Source organism: Steroidobacter sp., assembly GCF_036406195.1.
Classification (GTDB): Bacteria; Pseudomonadota; Gammaproteobacteria; order Steroidobacterales; family Steroidobacteraceae; genus Steroidobacter.
In genome coordinates, this window is sequence record NZ_DASWVW010000022.1 from 1 (window position 1) to 16,670 (window position 16,670).

General features: G+C 61.7%; 16 protein-coding genes, 1 tRNA gene and 1 pseudogene. 14 read left to right on the top strand and 4 right to left on the bottom strand.

Features of this window, described 5'->3' with window-relative positions; genetic code table 11:
* Window positions 1-144: 144 nt before the first annotated feature.
* The 5 genes and pseudogenes from VGE08_RS10170 to VGE08_RS26540 all read left to right on the top strand — a co-directional run.
* Entirely contained in the window at window positions 145-495 is a 351-nt protein-coding gene (locus VGE08_RS10170; RefSeq protein WP_331067764.1) for a hypothetical protein, read from the top strand.
* Between the two features lie 6 nt (window positions 496-501).
* On the top strand, window positions 502-801 hold the full coding sequence (locus tag VGE08_RS10175) for a hypothetical protein (RefSeq protein ID WP_331067765.1): 300 nt from the start codon (window positions 502-504) through the stop codon (window positions 799-801).
* 18 nt (window positions 802-819) lie between these two features.
* Window positions 820-1,242, top strand: a complete 423-nt coding sequence (locus VGE08_RS10180) for a helix-turn-helix domain-containing protein (RefSeq protein ID WP_331067766.1) — start codon at window positions 820-822, stop codon at window positions 1,240-1,242.
* A 311-nt stretch (window positions 1,243-1,553) separates the two neighbouring features.
* Window positions 1,554-1,787 (top strand): hypothetical protein, encoded by a 234-nt coding sequence (locus VGE08_RS10185; RefSeq protein ID WP_331067767.1) that lies wholly within the window; start codon window positions 1,554-1,556, stop codon window positions 1,785-1,787.
* Window positions 1,769-2,878 (top strand): annotated as a pseudogene (locus tag VGE08_RS26540) (Arm DNA-binding domain-containing protein); the annotation flags it as partial. The gene VGE08_RS10185 and the pseudogene VGE08_RS26540, both read left to right, overlap by 19 nt.
* 218 nt (window positions 2,879-3,096) lie before the next feature.
* Here the strand turns inward: VGE08_RS26540 and VGE08_RS10195 are convergent.
* A tRNA-Met gene (locus VGE08_RS10195) sits at window positions 3,097-3,173 on the bottom strand.
* Between the two features lie 264 nt (window positions 3,174-3,437).
* On the opposite strand from VGE08_RS10195, the gene VGE08_RS10200 reads away from it, so the two are divergent.
* From VGE08_RS10200 to VGE08_RS10215, 4 genes are all read left to right on the top strand, one after another.
* On the top strand, window positions 3,438-4,211 hold the full coding sequence (locus VGE08_RS10200; protein ID WP_331067769.1) for a glucose 1-dehydrogenase: 774 nt from the start codon (window positions 3,438-3,440) through the stop codon (window positions 4,209-4,211).
* A 216-nt stretch (window positions 4,212-4,427) separates the two neighbouring features.
* Complete coding sequence (locus tag VGE08_RS10205) at window positions 4,428-5,147, top strand: OmpA family protein (RefSeq protein ID WP_331067770.1); 720 nt, start codon at window positions 4,428-4,430, stop codon at window positions 5,145-5,147.
* Between the two features lie 153 nt (window positions 5,148-5,300).
* A complete protein-coding gene (locus tag VGE08_RS10210; protein WP_331067771.1) occupies window positions 5,301-5,669 on the top strand; it encodes a cupin domain-containing protein in 369 nt (122 codons plus the stop codon).
* A gap of 296 nt (window positions 5,670-5,965) precedes the next feature.
* On the top strand, window positions 5,966-6,667 hold the full coding sequence (locus VGE08_RS10215; RefSeq protein WP_331067772.1) for a TorF family putative porin: 702 nt from the start codon (window positions 5,966-5,968) through the stop codon (window positions 6,665-6,667).
* A 91-nt stretch (window positions 6,668-6,758) separates the two neighbouring features.
* Here the strand turns inward: VGE08_RS10215 and VGE08_RS10220 are convergent, their stop codons facing one another.
* Window positions 6,759-8,078 carry an aspartate aminotransferase family protein gene (locus VGE08_RS10220; protein ID WP_331067773.1) on the bottom strand — a complete coding sequence of 440 codons (1,320 nt, stop codon included), beginning with the start codon at window positions 8,076-8,078 and terminating at the stop codon, window positions 6,759-6,761.
* A 155-nt stretch (window positions 8,079-8,233) separates the two neighbouring features.
* Here VGE08_RS10220 and VGE08_RS10225 point away from each other — a divergent pair, with 155 nt between their 5' ends.
* The 5 genes from VGE08_RS10225 to queD all read left to right on the top strand — a co-directional run bounded on the left by VGE08_RS10225 (window position 8,234) and on the right by queD (window position 13,037).
* On the top strand, window positions 8,234-8,782 hold the full coding sequence (locus VGE08_RS10225) for a cupin domain-containing protein (RefSeq protein WP_349258670.1): 549 nt from the start codon (window positions 8,234-8,236) through the stop codon (window positions 8,780-8,782).
* A gap of 52 nt (window positions 8,783-8,834) precedes the next feature.
* Window positions 8,835-9,710: an N-carbamoylputrescine amidase gene (gene aguB, locus VGE08_RS10230; protein WP_331067774.1), complete on the top strand. Its 876-nt coding sequence runs from the start codon at window positions 8,835-8,837 to the stop codon at window positions 9,708-9,710.
* A gap of 9 nt (window positions 9,711-9,719) precedes the next feature.
* Window positions 9,720-11,936 (top strand): bifunctional 23S rRNA (guanine(2069)-N(7))-methyltransferase RlmK/23S rRNA (guanine(2445)-N(2))-methyltransferase RlmL, encoded by a 2,217-nt coding sequence (rlmKL, locus tag VGE08_RS10235; protein WP_331067775.1) that lies wholly within the window; start codon window positions 9,720-9,722, stop codon window positions 11,934-11,936.
* Window positions 11,937-12,226: 290 nt separating this feature from the next.
* The gene (locus VGE08_RS10240) at window positions 12,227-12,601 is read left to right on the top strand and encodes a hypothetical protein (protein ID WP_331067776.1); all 375 of its coding nucleotides are present in this window, start codon (window positions 12,227-12,229) and stop codon (window positions 12,599-12,601) included.
* A 79-nt stretch (window positions 12,602-12,680) separates the two neighbouring features.
* Window positions 12,681-13,037, top strand: a complete 357-nt coding sequence (gene queD / locus VGE08_RS10245; RefSeq protein WP_331067777.1) for a 6-carboxytetrahydropterin synthase QueD — start codon at window positions 12,681-12,683, stop codon at window positions 13,035-13,037.
* 29 nt (window positions 13,038-13,066) lie between these two features.
* Here the strand turns inward: queD and VGE08_RS10250 are convergent, their stop codons facing one another.
* Window positions 13,067-15,100: a response regulator gene (locus VGE08_RS10250; protein WP_331067778.1), complete on the bottom strand. Its 2,034-nt coding sequence runs from the start codon at window positions 15,098-15,100 to the stop codon at window positions 13,067-13,069.
* 138 nt (window positions 15,101-15,238) lie between these two features.
* Window positions 15,239-16,522: an FAD-binding oxidoreductase gene (locus VGE08_RS10255; protein ID WP_331067779.1), complete on the bottom strand. Its 1,284-nt coding sequence runs from the start codon at window positions 16,520-16,522 to the stop codon at window positions 15,239-15,241.
* Between the last annotated feature and the right edge of the window lie 148 nt (window positions 16,523-16,670).

Below are 16,670 nucleotides of genomic sequence, written 5' to 3' on the forward strand. Positions count from 1 at the left end.
CTCGACCCAACCCCAGCGAGCTGAGCCCCCCTACGATCGCCGAATCGGTCACGATCCGTGAGGGCACTGAGCCGTGCTGCCTCATCGACCGTGATCAGAATCCCCGGGGTGATGACTCAATTAATCTGCGCAGGCTCACCAGCCATGACCCGCGCCAGCCGCGAAGACATGGTCGTCCTCAGTATGGGCCTCAACTCGCTGCTCGCCAGCGTGCGGCAGACCGAGGCATGGTGCCGATCCCAGGGTGACGTGGCATCGCTCCGGCGCACCCGCCTTCTGATCCACGCGATCCTCCTAACCCGCAGCAAGTTCTTCGCAAGCTCAAGCACTGGCGAAGCAGCGAACGACGACGTCACCGAAGCGCTCTTCGTTGCTGACGGCCTGCGCGACGCGGCTCAGCAATGCCACGAAGGGCAGGCGGCGCTCCACGAACGACTTATCGGTGGCGCAGAGGCCATCGAGCGGTTGTGCTGCTCACCGCTCCGCAAGAGGTAACGACTCATGGCGGAGAAGGAAATATACGAAGCACTTCCCGCCGGCCGCTCTCTCGAAGAACTCATCGAAGCGGAGCGGGCCAATCTCATGCAGGTTCACGGGATGGCCAGATGTCTCTACGACGTCTTGCTGTACTCCGATGACGACGATGGAACGATGCACGCCAATGTGGCCGAGCTCATGGCGAGGCTGATCGCAGAATCGGTCGATGCGCTAGAGAAGATTGTGAGGCGCTTCAAGGCCGGCGAGTTCGGCCCGCCACCGAACAAGGCATCGGGTGACGCGGACTCCGGTGGTGCGGCGTAGGGCGAGCAGGGCGCGCACATGAGCGACACTCAGGCCTCACCGCCCAAGTCCTCTCAGATAAAAAGGGAAAGTCGTGTTTATTTCGCCGCGCTCGGCAAGCGCGTCACCCAGTTACGAAAGTCACGAGGTATGACGCAGGCGGAGTTGGCTCGCGCGCTCGGTGTTTCGCAGCAGGCGGTGTTCGCTTACGAAATTGGCGACCGGCGAATCTCGGCCATCATTTTGGAACGGATCGCAAGGTTATTCCGGTTGACCATGGATCAGCTCCTCGGCTTCGCCCCAGAGCCGGTCAGAAAACGGCGGCTCTCGCCGAGGGCGATGCGCCACGCGGAGCGCCTACAGGCGCTGTCCAAAACGCAGCAGCGTTTTGTGGTGCGAATCATCGATGTGCTGGAGGAGCACAACAAGCCGGCGACCGCTCGGCCGAGAACTGGCGCATGACGTTCGCGGAGGTGCATCGGAGTACGAGAGAGACGGGGCTGCACGAGGGCGAGTTTCGCCGATTTTTCGGCGTAACAGGCGCGCCGACTCGCCATCGAGAATCGACCGAATTTTCCGCGAAACCTGATAGTGCTTTCCCTGCGCTGTTAAGCAACGCTCTATTCGTGACAGCACGTCCCCCGACGTTCGGAACAGCAGCGAGGTCACCATGACCGATGCAAGCATCAGTTCATTCGTTAGCACGCTCTGCTGTGTCGGGCCTCGCATTTGTACATCGGAGATCGGAATAATGAAGGAAGGAGGTACTCGCCATGTCAGCTGTAACCAATGACATTGCAATCGCGACAACGGAACGGATGGTCCTCGCGCCAGCTCGCTACGTCTTGCTTCCCGTAGCCCACCTACTCACCGGCTACACCGTCAAAGCGATGGAACGAAAGATCGAGCGCGGCGACTGGCAGGAGGGCAAGGTGTGGCGGCACGCGCCGGACGGCCACATCATGATCGACATGCAGGGCTATCATCGATGGGTCGAAAGTCGCTAACGGTTGGTGTGCGCGCCAAAGGGCCGGACCGCATCCAGTTCGACTTCGAGTATCAGGGCCGGCGCTACCGGCCCACGCTCAAGCGCATCCCCTCCGAGGCAAACCTACGGCGCGCGCACGTCCAACTCAAAGAGATCAAGCGCCGAATCGCGCTCGGCACGTTTGTGTTCGCCGAGGAGTTCCCGGAGTTCCGCGATCTCCACGCGTTCGCTCCCGTTCAAGCACCGCGGACATGCAACCAGGTCTTCGATGAGTTCATGGCGCACAACGAAGCGCGCATGGCGAAGACGGATCTCGCGTTCGCGACGGTCGAGAGCTATCGAAAGATTCTGGAGTCGACCTGGCGGCCCGCGATCGGCGAGCTGATCTTCGAAGAGGTGAAGTATTCGACGTTGGCCAAGATCATTGATGCGAAGTGGGCGATCTCGAAGAAGACCCACAACAACGTCGTCAGCGTCATCCGCTGCGCGTTCGAGTACGGCTATCGCGATCATCCTGGGAAGGCCAACCCAGCGTCTGTGCTCAAGTGCTTTCGCCTGACGAAGAAAGATCGCCCGGCTCCGGATCCATTCTCGATTCAAGAGGCCGAAGCGCTGATCGCTGCGATCCACCGTGATTGGGGTGAGGCACAGGGCAACTATGATGAGTTTCGTTTCTTTACCGGCCTGCGTCCCTCGGAGCAATTCGCACTGCTGGTCCAGGATTGTGATCTCCAGCAGGGCAAGCTCAAAGTCACCAAGGCTCGCGTAATGAACCGCGACAAGGACCGCACCAAGACCGGCGTCGATCGAATCGTCGAGCTATGCCCGCGAGCGATCGAAGTCCTCAAGCGGCAACTCGGGCTGAGGGAGCGAATGAAGCAGGCGGGACGCATCAAACACGACCATCTGTTCTTCCGCGCGAATGGCAAACCCTTCGGGCTTATCCGGCATCCCTACGACCGATGGCGCTGGTCGCTGAGCATGACGGTCAAGGGCCGATATCGCGAGCCGTACAACGCCCGCCACTCGTTCGTGAGCTGGAACCTGATGCTGGGCAAGAATCTGCTGTGGGTCGCCAAGCAGCACGGGCACAGTGTGCAGACGATGCTCGATACGTACGCCACCTGGATTGATGGCTCCCAGCCGGAGGACATCGAGGCGATCCGCCGAGCGATGGAGGCGAGGCCAGCACAACTGACGAGGCTGATCGAGCCAGGATTGGAGTGCGATCCCCCAGCATCCCTTGCGCCCTCCCAGCGTATTGGCACTGGATTGGCACTGGAACCACGCTACGAATGCGTAACTCGCGGAATGCTAAGGGAAATGTATGGTGGAAAGGGAGGGACTCGAACCCTCGACCCCGGCATTATGAGTGCCGTGCTCTAACCGGCTGAGCTACCTTTCCAAGCCGTTGCCAACGAAAGGGATGCCGCGGTGAAGGCGGGTCCCTGGAGGCGGGGGCGGCGATTCTCCCGGTGGCCGTCCGGGGTGTCAAGATGAGCGGCCGGGAATTCGGCCATCTGGGCCGAAAAGGGCAAATTTCTGCCGCATCCGGCGGCGAAACGCCCACCAACCCGACAACGCCAGCGAAGCACGAGGCGGCCGTTCTCTGCGCTTTCCGCAACCCGCTTTTGCTACAGTCGCGCCCGATTTTCCATCAGGGGATGACATGAACGGCAGCCAGCGATTTTCGGTGCGAGACAAGGCGATTCTGATCACGGGTGCCTCCAGCGGTTTCGGCGCGCACTTTGCGCGAGTGTTGGCGAGGGAAGGGGCGAAGGTGGGATTGGCTGCGCGAAGGGTGGATACGCTGGAGTCGATCGCCGCCGAGATTCGCCAGGCCGGAGGAACGGCGGCGACGGTGAAGCTCGATGTCGCGAACAGTGCCTCGGTCAAGGAAGCGGTAAAGACGATCGCTGATGAGTTCGGGCGCATCGATGTGCTCGTCAACAACTCCGGCGTCTCGATCGCCAAGCCGCTGCTCGAACAGACCGAAGAGGACTTCGATGCCGTGCTCGATGTGAATCTGCGTGGCGCATTTCTGGTGGCCACTGAGGTGGCGAGGCGGATGCGGGTCGATGGCAAGGGCGGCAGCATCATCAATATCGAATCGATCCTGAGCTTCCGGCAGGCCGGGCAGATTGCGCCGTATGCCGCGTCGAAGGCGGGGCTTACGCAGCTCACCCGGTCGATGGCGCTGGAGCTGGCGCGTTACAAGATTCGCGTCAACGGTATTGCGCCCGGATACTTCGCGACGGAGATCAATCAAGGCTTCTTCGAGACCGAGGGGGGAGCGGCAATGATCAAGCGGATGCCGATGCGCCGGCTCGGTGAGCTCGAAGAGATGGAAGGGCCGCTGTTGCTGCTGGCATCGGATGCATCGAGCTACATGAATGGCGCGACCATCGTCGTGGACGGCGGGCATCTCACCAGCGCTCTATAAGAAACAGGCCGACGGCAGTTGCATTGCTGTCGTCGGCCAGCCTCCGCGCGATATCGCGACGACGCTCGTCGTCGCCAAGAACGCATCACAATTCGCCACATTCCTTACGCGCATCGCCACAGCGCGCAGCGGATTGCGTCCGCTTCCAGGTCTTGAATAGCACTCACGGGCAAACGTCACCCGCCTCCCGCAAGGGGAGCAACGACGGCCGGTTCCATGAGGAGCGCAACTATGTTCAAGAAGGCGTTGATTACAGCGGTGGCCCTGGCGATGAGTGCGGGTGCGGCTCACGCAGGTGAAAAGAACAAGCTCACCAAAGAAGAGGGCGTGGGCATGCTCGGCGGCGCGACGGCGGGTGCCATCGTGGGCGGCCCGATCGGCGCCGCGGTGGGCTTCATGTTCGGTGGCATTCTCGGCGACAGCGTCGGCACGGCTTCGCGAGCGCAGTTGCATGCGAAGCAGATGGAAGAACAATCCAGGAAGTTCGAGCAGGAGTTGATCGACACGCGCATTGCGCTGGCTAAAGCCAGCGAGCGCACCGGCGGTGACGAAATGCTCGATGCGCTGGCGCAGCGGCTACACGCCGATGTGATGTTCCGTACCAACGAGGCGACGATGGAAGCCGACGTGGTCAACAAGCTGGAAGACCTCGGCAAACTCCTCGCGATGCATGGCCAGTTGGAAGTGCAGTTGCACGGCTTCGCCGATCCGCGCGGCTCGTCGAAGAAGAATCTCGAGCTCTCGCTGGAGCGAGCGAACGCGGTGCGCGAGGCGTTGATTCGTGGTGGCGCCGCGCCGGAACAGATCCAATTGTCGGCGCATGGCTCGGATCTGACGACGGCGCCGAAAGGAGACCTGGAGGCCTACGCCTGGGAGCGTCGGGTGAGTCTCTCGATCCGGCCCATTGCAACATCCGCAGTGGCGCGTAACGAGTGATCCCTGCGCTGGAAAGCACCCCGTGCTTTCAAACAACAAGCGCCCGGTAAAGCCGATCCTTTGCCGGGCGCGTCAGGAAAGCTGCTTTTGCAGTAGCCATCCCCGCAGCCACCTTCTAGAGTCGGGTTCCTCATGTGTCTTGCGAGCATCGTGATGTCCGAAGTAGCCAGTGCCTTGATCGTGGACTTCGGCGCGGCCACGCCTGAGACCACGCATTCCAAGCCGCCCAGCGACCGCGTGCTCGCGGGCGATCCCAAACAAATCGCGCGTAATTATTTCAGCGATAGCACCGGCCGCTTTTTCGCGGGCGTGTGGGAAAGCACTCCCGGCAAGTGGCGGGTGCGGTATTCGGAGAACGAGTTCTGCTACATCACGCGCGGCCGGGTGCGCATCGAGCATGACTCGGGCCGCGGCTGGACGTTTTCAGCCGGCGCCTCCTTCGTGATTCCTGCGGGATTCAGTGGGGTGTGGGAGGTCCTGGAGCCTACCGCCAAGCTCTATGTGATCTACGAGCCGGCTTAGTGCAAATTGTGCCGGCTTTGCCCTATCTTGGGGCGTCTGCGCCATCGTCGAGCAGGGCCGCGGCTTCGAGCCACTATGTCCTTGGGATACAAAGATCCGCGCCATTGCTGGCCTTTGGCCCTGCGCGGGCCTGTTAAAAGCAATCTGAACAGGTTGGCATGCTTGCTGCATTCTTCATTGGTGGGCGCATGTGTGGCTTTTTGGCCGCAGAATGACGTGTCCTCTGGCAAATTACAGTAAACTCAACCCTCACGCCGCTGTTGGCGTGTTTCTTTCTCACCACAAAGGGGAGATGTATGCAAAATCTGAGGATTCTGGCCGCGTTGGGACTCATGGGGGCGGCTGCGGTGGCCAACGCCGAGGTGACCTCGACCTGGACGCTGACCAACGACTACGACTTCCGTGGCTACTCCCAGTCGGCCAAGGATCCCGCCATTCAAGGCAGCATCGATTACGCCGCTGACAGTGGCTGGTATGTCGGCGCCTGGGGCAGCAATGTGGATTTCGACAGCGACGTCGATCTGGAAGTGGACCTGTACACCGGCTTCTCGGGCGAGAGCGAAGGTGGGCTGGGCTACGACGTGGGCGTGGTCTACTACGCTTATCCGGACGACAGCGACCTGAACTACTTCGAAGCCTATGGCGGCATTTCGAAGGATTGGTTTGCAGGCAAGCTGTGGTTCTCGAATGACCTCGGTGGCGACGACACCGATGGCAGCACCGAGGCGTTCTACCTGGAAGCCAACGCCACGTTCCCGCTGCCGCAGAATTTCTCGCTGCTGGCGCACGTCGGCTACAGCTGGGGCGACTACTGGGATGAGGTCGGCGACGAGACGCTCGATTACTCGATCGGCGTGGGTTACACCCTGAACAGGTTCGACCTGGCGTTGAAGTACGTCGATACGGATACCGACGTGGTCGAGCGCGGCGATGTGTTCAACAACGAAGGCCGCGTGATCTTCACGATCGCCACCACCTTCCCTTGGAAGAACGACTGATCGACGGCTGACGCCCGGTGGATCGAAGAAGCCCCGCATCGAAGGATGCTGGGCTTTTTTTCAGCCTCAGCAATATATCGCAAGCTCGGGTTTACGCGATCGTCTTCAACACTTCACCCAGTCGCGTCACCAACTCGTCGATCTGCGCCGGTGAAATGATCAACGGCGGTGACAGTGCGATGGTGTCGCCGGTGGTGCGGATCAGAATGCCTTTCTCGAAGCACTTCACCAAGGCCTCATAGGCACGCACACCGGGCGCGCCGGCGCGAGGCTCCAGCTCGATACCCGCGACGAGACCGATATTGCGAATGTCGATGACGTTCGGCACCGAGCGCAGCGAGTGGACTGCGTCTTCGAACGGCTTCGCCAATCCGGCGCCGCGCGTCAGCAAGCCTTCGCGTTCGTAGATTTCCTGGGTCGCGAGACCGGCCGCGCACGCGGCGGGATGCGCGGAATAGGTGTAACCGTGGAAGAGCTCGATGCTATCCGGGCCCTTCATGAACGCATCGTAGATCTGCTTGCGCACGAACACGGCGCCCATGGGAATCGCACCGTTGGTAAGACCCTTCGCGGTGGTCATGATGTCCGGCATCACGTCGAAATATTGCGCGCCGAACGCGGTGCCGAGGCGGCCGAAACCGGTGATCACTTCATCGAAGATCAACAGAATGCCGTGCTTGTCACAAATCGCGCGCAGTTTCTGCAGATAGCCCTTCGGCGGCAGGATCACGCCGGCCGATCCCTGCATCGGCTCGACGATGACGGCAGCGATGGTCGAGGCATCGTGCAGCGTCACCAGCCGTTCCAGGTCATCGGCCAGATGCACGCCCCATTCGGGCAGCCCCCGAGTGAACGCGTTGTGCTCGATGTCCAGTGTGTGGCGAAGATGGTCGACGCCGGGTAGCAGCGAGCCGAAGAACTTGCGATTGTTCGACAGGCCGCCGACGGAAATGCCGCCGAAGCCCACGCCGTGATAGCCCTTCTCGCGGCCGATCAGCCTCTGACGCGAAGCATCGCCCTTCACTCGGTGATAAGCGAGGGCGATCTTCAGCGCGGTATCGACCGACTCGGAACCCGAGTTGGTGAAGAACACGTGATCGAGGTCGCCGGGCGTCAGCTTGATCAGGCGATTCGCAAGCTCGAAGCCCGCGGGATGTCCCATTTGGAAGGTAGGCGCGAAGTCGAGCGTCGCCAGCTGTTCGCTCACCGCCGCAGTGATCTCCTTGCGGCCATGTCCTGCGTTTACACACCACAGCCCCGCGCAACCATCCAGGATTTTGCGGCCATCGGGCGTCCAGTAATGCATGCCTTCGGCGCGAGCCAGCAGGCGCGGCTGATTCTTGAATTGCCGATTGGCGGTGAAGGGCATCCAGAAAGCTTCGAGAGCATCGCGGGTGAGAGCCGTGGTCATGGGGCTACCGCCAGATTCGTCGAGGAAGGGGGGTGCGCGATGATAAGAAAAATCGACAGGCAGCTCAAATGTGCTCGCAAGAGTCGCTAAAAAACAGCTGGCGGTGCAGCTCGTGTGTCTATTATTCTAAACAACTCCATCACGAGGCAGATTGCATGAGCATCGACGTAGGCGGTCATCTGAAGGCGGTCCGCATGATGTATGGGCTGTCGCAACGCGAGCTGGCCAAGCGCGCCGGCGTCACCAACGGCACCATTTCGCTGATCGAGCAGAATCGCGTCAGCCCGTCGGTGAGCTCGCTGAAAAAAGTGCTGGACGGCGTGCCCATGTCGCTGGCGGATTTCTTCACCTTGGATTTGCAGGAAACTCCCCAAGTGTTCTACGCCCGGGACGAGCTCACCGACATCGGCGACCGTGACGTGTCGCTGCAGGTGGTGGCGGCGAAGCGGCCGAATCGCGCCATGACCATCATGCACGAGCGCTTTCGCCCGAAGGCGGACACCGGTGCCGACATGCTCAGCCACAAGGGCGAGGAGGGCGGCATCATTCTGACGGGGCATCTGGAAGTGACCGTCGGGAGTCAAAGCAAGGTGCTCGGGCCCGGAGACGCGTACTATTTCGCCAGCGCGGTCCCGCACCGGTTCCGCAACGTCGGCGACGAGCCCTGCGAGCTGGTGAGCGCCTGCACACCGCCCACGTTCTGAACCGTTCTGACCAGTCATTAGTCATTAGTCACCAGTCACTTCGCTCTTACTCATGAAGACAACCGTTGCCGCCACTCAATTCGCCAGCACGCCGGATCGGGTCGCCAATCTCGCTACCGCCGAGCGGTTGGTGCGCGAGTCGGCGAAGCAGGGCGCCAACATCATCCTGATTCAGGAATTGTTCGAGACGCCTTACTTCTGCAAGGTACACAACCCGCAGTACTTCTCGATAGCGATGCCGATCGCGGAGAACCCGGCCGTGCGTCGCTTCCAGGAGCTGGCGCGCGAGCTGAACGTGGTCCTGCCGGCCAGCGTCTACGAGCGCGCCGGCAACGCGTTCTACAACTCGGTCGCCATCATCGATGCCGACGGCTCGCTGCTCGGCACCTATCGCAAGGCGCACATTCCGGAGAGCCCGGGCTATCACGAGAAGTTCTTTTTCTCGCCGGGCGACACCGGCTTCAAGGTGTGGCCGACGCGCTTCGGCACCATTGGCGTGGCGATCTGTTGGGACCAGTGGTTTCCGGAGTCGGCGCGCGCGATGGCCGTGCAGGGTGCGGAAATCCTGTTCTATCCCACGGCCATTGGCTCCGAGCCGCAGGACCTGAGCATCGACTCACGCGATCACTGGCAGCGCGCGATGCAGGGCCACGCCGCGTCCAACATCATGCCGTTGGTTGCGTCCAATCGCGTGGGCACCGAGCAAGGCGAGCACTGGAAGGTCACCTATTACGGTTCGTCGTTCATCGCGGATCACACCGGCGCCATCGTCAAACAGGCGCCGCGCGAGGGTGAAGCCATCCTGACCGCGACTTTCGATCTCGACTGGATTCGCAACTACCGCAATGCCTGGGGCGTGTTTCGCGATCGCCGGCCGGAGTTGTACGGCCCGATCATGACGCTCGACGGCCAGCAGCGCCCACGATAACTCAGCCTCATGCAAATCTTCGTTTCCTGTCCGCCCGGCGTGGCGGATCTGACTGCTGCTGAGCTGCGCAATTGCGGGGCGACGCAAACGCGCGAGTTCAAGCTGGGCGTCCAGGCGGAAGGCTCGCTGGAAGTGGCATATCGCGCCTGCTTGTGGTCGCGCACTGCGAGTCGCGTGCTGCTGCCGCTGGGCTCGTTTCCCGCGGCTACGCAGGACCAGCTCTATGAAGGCATCGCGAGCATCGATTGGCAGCAGCACATCAGTCCCAGGGGCACGATCGCAATTGATTTCGGGGGCGCGTCGAGCGGCATCACGCATACGCATTTCGGCGCGCTCAAGACCAAGGACGCCATTGTCGATCAGTTTCGCGAGCGTACCGGCGAGAGGCCGTCGGTTCAGCTCGAACAACCGGACGTGCGTATCGATGTGCGTCTCGATCGCGACCGCGCGACGGTCAGTCTCGATCTCTCCGGCGACAGCTTGCATCGACGCGCGTACCGGGCCCGCGGTGTCGCCGCTCCCTTGAAGGAGAATCTCGCGGCGGCGGTGCTGCTTCGTTGCGGCTGGCCCGCGATTGCGGAAGCGGGCGGCGATTTCGTCGATCCCATGTGCGGCTCGGGCACGCTTCCCATCGAAGCGGCGTTGATGGCGCTGGATATCGCGCCGGGATTGTTGCGCAGTTACTTCGGCTTTGTCGGCTGGCGGAGTCATGATCGAGCGCTGTGGGCTCGGCTCATCGAAGAGGCTCGAGCACGTCGCGAGGCTGGCGCTGCGAAGCGCATTACCGTTCGTGGTTACGATGCCGATGCGCAGGCCGTTCGCGCGGCAATCGAAAACGTCGACAGAGCCAAACTTCGAGGCGTGGTCCACATCGAGCGCCGCGATCTGGAGCAGTTGACGCGCCAGAGCGAGGCATCGACGGGATTGGTAGTAACCAATCCGCCCTATGGCGAACGCATCGGCGATCAGGAGCGATTGCAGGCGCTGTATCAGACTTTGGGCGCCAAGCTGCGTGAACATTTCGAGGGTTGGAAGGCAGCGGTGCTGACGGGCAATCCGCCGTTGGCGAAAGCGATTGGCATCAATGCACGGCGCACACACACGCTGTTCAATGGACGCATCGAATGTCGCTTGTTGCGCTTCGATGTCTCACCAGCGGACTACATCGGCGAGCGAAAGCCGCCGCCTGATGCGGCAGCCCTGCGCGAGCGGCCGGGTGCGCAGATGTTTGCCAATCGCCTGCGCAAGAATATCAAGGTGATGCAGGACTGGGCGCGGCGCGAGAACGTCGACTGTTATCGCATCTACGATGCGGACATGCCGGAGTATGCATTCGCCATCGATCAGTACAGCAATGGCGAAGGCGAGCGTTGGGTGGTCGTGCAGGAATATGCACCACCGAAGTCCATCGAGCCGAAAGCCGCGCGGCAGCGTCGTAACGAAGCGCTCGCGGTGATCCCGCACGAGCTCGATATTGCCGCCGATCATTTGTTCATTCGTGAGCGTCGCCAGCAGAAGGAGGGCGCGCAATACGAGAAGCTGGACAACGAGCGCGAATTTGAGCTCGTGCGCGAGCATCCCTATCGGTTCGCCGTAAATTTCACCGATTACCTGGACACGGGGTTGTTTCTGGATCACCGCCTGACCCGACGGCTGGTTGGGGAAATGGCCCGCGACAAGCGCTTCCTCAATTTGTTTGCGTATACGGGTACCGCGACGGTGTATGCCGCTGGCGGTGGCGCGGCGTCCTCGACCACGGTCGATATGTCGCGCACCTATCTGGAGTGGGCGAAGCGCAACCTGGCGCTGAACAACCTCGCGGGTCCGCAGCATGGATTCGTGCAGGCCGATTGCCTGGCCTGGCTGCAAGAGCAGCGGGACAGGTCGCGTCGCTGGGATCTCATGTTCATCGACCCGCCCACCCATTCGCGCTCCAAGCGAATGGAACAGGATTTCGACGTGCAGCGGGATCACGTGCAGCTGCTGACGCTTGCTGCGCAGCTGCTGGCGCCGGGCGGCAGCATCGTGTTCTCGAACAATTACACGCGTTTTCGGCTGGATCGCGAGGGGCTTGCAGCATTCGAGGTGGAGGACATCGGGCGCCGGACGTTGCCGCGCGACTTCGAGCGCAACCCCCGGATTCACGCTTGTTATGTCTTACGTCCGCGTGCGGCCGTGCTTGCAGGAGTTACAGACGCGGCCGCTGCCCCGGTTCCCCGGGATTGATGTCACCGCAAGGGCGGTCTGAACGAGGGCGCTGCCTTGGGTAGGGCGAATGGGCCAACCTGAGGCATGGGCAAAGCGCAAGAGCGTTGCGCCAAAACAGTGAAGCATGCGGTTTTCCCTGCGAATGGTCAAAAAATAGGGGCCGAAGCTCATTGCCTTGACAGGGCGGTTGCAGCACAATTGCGCCCGCGTTACAGCCCCCTGCTGGGCATGATGCCCGACTCCGGGCGCGCAGGATGCGCAGGACCCCGGTCCCCCTGAGATTTGTCAAAGATTACGAAGTGATTGTTATGAGCGGCGATCCGTTCCAGGTTCATTTTCATCCTAAATTGGGCGTGGTGATCTACGACCCCGTCGCCCAGATGGGTTTGGCTCGCGAGCAGATGCGCCTGTTCAAGGTCGGCTCCATGACGTCCAGCACGTTCATGCGCGGCATCGTCAGCAAGGATTTGAATGCCTGCACCGGCGATGCGGCCAGCCAGAGCGCCGGCGCTGTCGACACGTATCGTGCCGCCCGCAGCGGCCGCCGCAAGCCCTACTGCGAACAGTGCCGTCGTCACTTCGGCTCCGTGGATTTCGCCGTGTGCAGCGATTGCAGCGCCATCCGCTGCACCTGTGGCACCTGCAGCTGCGTTTCCAGCTCGCGCCGCCGTAAGGCCGCGTGATCCGGGCAGCGGCTGCGACAGCCGCTGAATCGAGACACTGAATTGAGATATGAGGCGCCGTCACCGGCGCCTTTTTCATATGAACATTTTTCGCGTATTCACCATCGAGGCCGCACATCGCCTGCCGAATGTTCCGGCGGGTCACAAGTGCGCGCGGCTGCATGGTCATTCGTTTCGCATCGAGCTGCATCTGCAGGGCGAGGTCGAGGCGACCACCGGCTGGGTGATGGATTTCGCGGATGTGAAGGCGGCGTTCCAGCCCATCTACGACCAGCTCGATCATCACTACTTGAACGAGATCGAGGGGCTGGAGAATCCCACCAGCGAGAACCTGGCGCGCTGGGTCTGGCGGAAAACCAAGCCCGTCCTGCCGCTGCTGGCCAAGGTCGTGATCCACGAAACCTGCACCAGCGGCTGCGAATATCGCGGCGAGTGAATCTGCGGCACTGACGCGCTCCGGGCGCTTCAGTGAACCAGCGTAGCGAATGTCGTTTGAATGTCGGTCAGACTCACCGGCTTGACCAGATGCGCTTCGAAGCCCGAGCTCGCCGAGCGGTTCCGGTCGCCGACCAGGCCGTAGCCCGTGATGGCAATCAGGCGAGCCTGTGGAACGATGGCCTTCATGCGTTGCGCCACTTCGTAGCCATCCATCTCGGGCAGGCCGATATCCAGCAGCACGAAATGCGGCTCGAACGTCGCCGCTTGTGTCAACGCGTCCGCGCCGGAATAGGCGGTCAGCGTGACGTGATCCTCGATCTGTAGCAAAAGCGCAAGCGAGTCGGCTGCGTCGCGATTGTCGTCGACAATGAGCACGCGCGCCGACTTGCGGCTCGCTGCCGGATGGTTGGGGACCGCATCGACAGTCGCACTCGCAAGCGGCATGCTTAGCGTGAAGGTCGAACCTTGTCCGACGCCAGGGCTGCTGGCGGTGACGCTGCCTCCTTGCATTTCCATGAGCATGCGACACACCGGCAGCCCGATGCCGAGGCCTCCCTGGGAACGGTCCAAGGGACGTTCGCCTTGTACGAACAACTCGAACACGCGCGGAATGAGCTCGGGAGGCATACCGACCCCGGTGTCCGTGATCTCGATCACTGCTGCGTCTGTTTCAGCAAGGCAACGCAATTGAATGTCACCGCCAGGCTCGGTGTACTTGGCCGAGTTGGTGAGCAGGTTCGCGATGCACTGGGCGAGCCGTACTTTGTCGGCGTTCACCCAGAGCGGCTCGGACCAGGTGTCGAGAGTGAGCCGGTGTTGTTTTTCCTGGAGCAGCGGCTGCGTGGTTTCCAAAGCCAGGTCGATGCACGATTGCAGCGTCACTCGTTCTGGCTCGATCTCGATCCGGCCGCGCGTAATGCGCGATACATCCAGCAGATCGTCCAGTAAGTGACCGAGATGGCGGATCTGCCGGTCGACGATGCCGACCAGCGATTGTTCCTGATCCTTGCGCACCAGGCGTGACAGGGCTTGAGCTGCATTGCCGATGGCGGCGGCGGGATTGCGCAACTCGTGGCTCAGCATGGCCAGAAACTCGTCCTTGCGCTCGTTCGCTTCGCGCAACCGTGCCTCGCTTTCCTTCGCCAGTTCGTGACTGCGACTCAACTCTGCTTCGGCGCGCTTGCGTTCGGTGATGTTGGTGGCGGAGCTGACGACGCAGTCGGGCCCCATCGGAAACAGGGTGACGAAGAAGACTTTGTCGCCGAACCGCGCCTCATAACGGACGACCTGCCGCGATTCGAGCACGCTCGTGCATTGGGCGATGACGCCCTGTGCGTGTTCCGGCTCGAAGACTTGCGTGATGCGCCGGCCCAGCAGCTCGCTTCGCGTATATCTGAGCAGCTGCAGCGTATTGGTGTTGGCGTCGCGATACTGCCAATCGATGATCGCGCCGTGCACATCCCTTACGACTTGAAACACCGCGATCAGATCGGTCGGATGTTCGAAGATGGCTCGCAGTTGGGCATCGCGTTCCGCCATGGCGGTTGCGTAGCGTGCGTCCTGCTCCGTCCGTGCACGGGTCAGCGAGCTGTTCAGCGTTTCGAGACGACAGTGCCTTTCGTGCAGGTCCACCAGCACCTTGACCTTGGAGCGGAGGATCTCCGGCACCACCGGCACGGAAATGTAGTCGATGGCGCCGACCTCGTACCCCTTGAGCTCATCGAGACCGGAGATATTGATCCCGGTGACGAAGATGATGGGCGTGCGCTCCCAACGCGGATGCTCGCGAATCAGGCGCGCCGTTTCGAACCCGTCCATCTCGGGCATGTTCACATCCAGCAGGATGAGGGCGAAGTCCTTGACGAGCAGTTGCTTGAGCGCTTCTCTGCCGGACAACGCGCGCACGCATTCGACATCGAGCGTGGAGAGAATCGCTTCGTAGGTGAGCAGCCGGGCTGGCTGATCGTCGATGAGCAGAATGCTGGCGGTTGGCTTGAGGATTTCGGCGGGCGCGGCGACCTCGGTGCCAGCCTCGGGCGTGGCTGCCGAAGGTGTCTCCATCCCCTGCCCCTGTTTCATTGGCGCAATTGCAGCCGTCGCGTCAGTCGTGAACGGGTCCGCACTGTAGATGTAGTCTCGGCCGCAGACGTGCCGAGCGCTTACTTCCAATGCCTGTAGAGGACGGAAGTTCCAGCGGGGCTACAGCAGATCTCTGGCGCGGTACCAGAGCATGGCGAGGACCAGGGCAGGGGTGCGCAGCAGCTCGCCACCGGGAAAATTCCTATGTTTCAGCCGCGTGAACAGATCGAAACGTTCAGCCTGGCCCGCGATGGCCTCGGCGGCCAGGCGCCCGGCGATGCCGGTGAGCGCGATGCCGTGACCGGAGAAACCCTGCAGATAGTAGATATGTGGCGCGAGACGCCCGAAGTCCGGCGCACGGCTCATGGTGATGTCAACATAACCTCCCCATGCGTACTCGATGCGCACGTCGGACAATTGAGGGAATACATTCAACATTCGCTTGCGCGTTGCATTGGCGGTATTGAATGGGTCCAGCCCGGAATAGCTCACGCGGCCGCCGAACAGCAGGCGGTGGTCCGCCGAGCGGCGGAAGTAGTCGAGCACGAAGTTCACGTCGGTGACCGCGATGTTCTCGCGGATCAGGCGCTGCATGCGTTGCTCGCCGAGCGATTCGGTCGCGACGATGTATGTCCCGACCGGCATGATGCGCGAGCGCAATGCGGGGACGAGCCTGTTCATATAGGCGTTACAGCACAGCACGACGAACTTCGCCTGCACTCTGCCGTGGGCCGTAGTCACAACCGCAGGTTGGTTGTAGTTGATATCCGTGACCAGCGAATGTTCGTAGATGGTCACGCCCGCAGCGCTCGCGGCAGCGGCCATGCCGAGCGTGTAGTTCAGCGGATGCAAGTGGCCACTGCCGCTGTCGTACAGGCCGGCGATGTAGCGCTTGGTCTCCAGCAATGACTCGACCTGTTCGCGTTCCAGGAACTTCAGCTGACGATAGCCATAGGTTCGCTCGGCCTCGTGCTGTTCCTCCTGCAGCATGGCGCGCTGCCGGGGCTTGATCGCGACGTGCATCTGACCCCAGTGCAGATCGCAATCGATGTTGTGTTTCGCCACGCGGTCGCGGATCAGCTGCAATCCTTCCAGCGAGATGTCCCACATGCGTTTGGCGTTCTCGATGCCGACCTGGCTCACCAGCTTGCTCTGACCGCTCGCAAAACCGCCGATGGCCTGGCCGCCGCTGCGGCCGGATGCACCCCAGCCGATGCGGCGTCCTTCGAGCAGCACCACTTTGTAGCCGCGCTCGGCGAGCTCCAGCGCTGTCGAGCAGCCGGCGATGCCGCCGCCGATGACGCAAACGTCGGCAGCGATGTCGCCGCGCAAGGCCGGATGTTCGGGCGCGGGGTTGGCCGACGCTGCGTAATAGGAGAGCGCGTGCTTGGTGTCGTTCGTCAAATGAAGCTCCAGAAAGCTGGCCCGCTGCGAAGCCGATCCACAGGCCGGAAACTATTGTGGCCTTCGGTTTTGCGCAACTCTGCGTCTTCCATACACGGGAGGAAACTTGATTGTTGGTTTCTTCCACTTTGTAAGAAGACAGACGCGG